The sequence below is a fragment of the Paraburkholderia sp. WS6 genome, from assembly GCF_030464835.1.
Classification (GTDB): Bacteria; Pseudomonadota; Gammaproteobacteria; order Burkholderiales; family Burkholderiaceae; genus Paraburkholderia; species Paraburkholderia madseniana.
On record NZ_JALQCK010000106.1, the window covers coordinates 1 to 2,739 of the forward strand.

2 protein-coding genes are annotated in these 2,739 nt (G+C 57.8%); both read left to right on the forward strand.

Annotated features, from left to right (window positions below):
• Positions 1-178 precede the first annotated feature (178 nt).
• Entirely contained in the window at positions 179-1,192 is a 1,014-nt protein-coding gene (locus M0D64_RS44690; protein ID WP_266262298.1) for an IS110 family transposase, read from the forward strand.
• Positions 1,193-1,761: 569 nt separating this feature from the next.
• Positions 1,762-2,547, forward strand: coding sequence for an acyl-ACP--UDP-N-acetylglucosamine O-acyltransferase (gene lpxA, locus M0D64_RS44695; protein WP_266262299.1), 786 nt, complete (start codon positions 1,762-1,764; stop codon positions 2,545-2,547).
• Positions 2,548-2,739 lie beyond the last annotated feature (192 nt).

A 2,739-nucleotide genomic window follows, 5' to 3' on the forward strand; every position in this document is an offset into this window, starting at 1 on the left:
CCGCACGCGCTGGCCGGAGCCCCCTACCGCGCGAGCGGTTTCGTTCTTCGGCCAGTTTCGGACGGTCGGGACATGCGCCATGATTGAAAATCATCTAGCGGGCCTCCACCGCCGCCCTGACGGGCGACGGGGTTAAAGTGAGTTTGCCAACAGCGCTTTAACCGGAAGGAGGCCCATCATGAACTATAGCGGCATTGACCTGCATTCGAACAACAGCGTGGTGAGCGTGATCGACGAAACTGACCGCGTGGTCGCCGAGAAGCGGCTGCCGAACGAGCTGGCCAAGATCCTGACGTTCCTTGCCCCGTGGCAAGCCGAGCTGGCTGGCGTCGTAATCGAATCGACGTATAACTGGTACTGGCTTGTCGACGGCCTGCAGGCCGCCGGCTTCGTGGTGCATCTGGCCAACACCACCGCGATCAAGAAATACGACGGGCTCAAGTACAGCGGCGACGAGACCGACGCGCGCTACCTGGCTCACCTGTTGCGCCTGGGGATACTCCCGACAGGCACCATCCTGCCACCACAACAGCGTGCCGTCCGTGATCTTGCGAGGAAACGCATGCAGCTCGTGCGAAGCCGCACGAGCCACATTCTCGCGGTGGAGAACATAACGGCACGCCAGTTCGGCAAGCGAATCACGAGCAATCAGGTCATCCGACTCGACGAAGAAACCATCAAGCAAATGCACCTGCCAGAGGACGTCGCACTCGCGCTTCGGGCGAACGTCGCGGTCATCACGACGCTCTCCACGCAGATCGCTATCGTGGAAAAGCGTCTTCAACAAAAGGTCACGCCAGACGCGGACTACACCCTGCTGACCACGGTGCCGGGCATCGGCCAAACCCTTGCAACTGTCATTCTGCTGGAGGTGGGCACCATCGAGCGCTTCGCCAGCGCGGGTAACTTCGCTTCCTATGCGCGGTGCGTGGACAGCCAGCGTATAAGCAACGGCAAAAAGAAAGGCGAAGGCAACACAAAGAATGGCAACCCGTATCTGTCCTGGGCGTTCATCGAGGCGGCCAATTTTGCGCTGCGCTATTGCGCCGAGGCCAAACGTTTCTACGAGCGAAAGAAAGGCAAGACCAATACCATCCTGGCGCGCAAGGCCCTGGCGCACAAGCTCGCCCGCGCATGCTTCCATATGCTCAAGGAGCACAAACCATTCGATACGACGCGCTGCTTCGCATAAGAGTTTCGACGGCGACCGGCAAGCCCTGATTGTTGACTGGCGAACAGCCACCGAGATTGAATGGGATGCCGTGCCGCCGTCCCCGATATGCAGTAAAAGCGGATCGCCCGGAATGCGAGCCAGCTGTGGATTGGCGCCGACAACCCGGCAGCCCACGCAATTGTGCGAACCCCATGGACGCATTACGGCACCAAAGTTCTTCCGGGGCGGCATAGCCGCAAGGCGAAAGGCACCAGCAGTATTGCCCTTCGCTTGATCCAGATGGGTGTCTGGCGCGTTCCGTCGCAGCCAGCAAATGAAGAAACGGGCGCGGTTGGCCGCTGCATTCGGAGAACTGGGAAACGGCTGCTGGTGCAGCCGGGGATGTGGATTGCTCACTTGACACCGGCCCGCTAATGGGCGTCAACAATCTCCCCTAGTTTCAGCTGTCGATAGCTAATTGAAAGCTATGCGCCGAGCGAAATCGAAGACTCATTTAGTCAGCCCGGAAAGCGAATCACAGCTTGCTGCTCAAGCATTTAATTTGAGCTAAAGTCCAATCCTGACATTCCTCAGAGGCTACATTTGTGATTGATGAAACGGCTGTCATCCACCCGACCGCAGTTATTGAAGAAGGTGCCGTCATTGGGGCTCGCGTTCGCATTGGTCCCTATTGCTGTGTAGGCGGTGACGTCGAGATTGGCGAAGGCACCGTCCTTAAGTCGCACGTTGTCGTAAGCGGGCACACCCGCATTGGCCGAGAGAACACAATCTATCCTTTCGCCACGATCGGGGAAGACAACCAGGACTTGAAGTACGCCGGAGAGCCAACTGTCGTGGAAGTGGGCGATCGCAACAGAATCCGGGAGAGTGTCACGATCCATCGCGGCACAGTCCAAGGAGGCAGTATCACCAAGGTCGGAAACGACAACCTTCTGATGGTCAATGCTCACGTTGCCCACGATTGCATTGTTGGTGACCATTGCATTCTGGCAAACAATGCAACGCTAGGCGGTCACGTTATCGTGGATGATCACGTGATCATCGGCGGTATGTGCGCAGTCCATCAATTCTGCGTCATCGGAGCGCACGTTATGGTGGGAGGTTGTTCTGGTGTCGCGCAAGATGTGCCGCCGTTTGTTATTGCTCAAGGCAATCACGCTTCACCTGTCGGAGTGAATACCACGGGGCTACAACGCCGTGGCTTCAGCAAGGAGGCGATACAAGCTATCCGGAATGCCTACAAGCTGCTTTACCGTAGCGGGAAGACGCTTGACGAAGCGAAACCGGAGATTGCTGAAATTGCAACAGCCCATGCCGAGGTTAAGCCTTTTTACGATTTTCTTGATCGCTCGACTCGCGGTTTGATTCGGTGAGGACGGGTCGGGCAATCTGCACCGCCTGAAAGGCTGATTCTCGAACAAACGGAAGGCTGGCGGGTCATCTTATCCGGGTTGCATGCGGCGGCACGCGGCCAATATGGGCCGTTCGACATCGCCGCCCGGATCGCTGACACCCATTAGCGGGCCCGGTGTCAAGTGAGCAAACAACACCTTCGACTGCCTTAG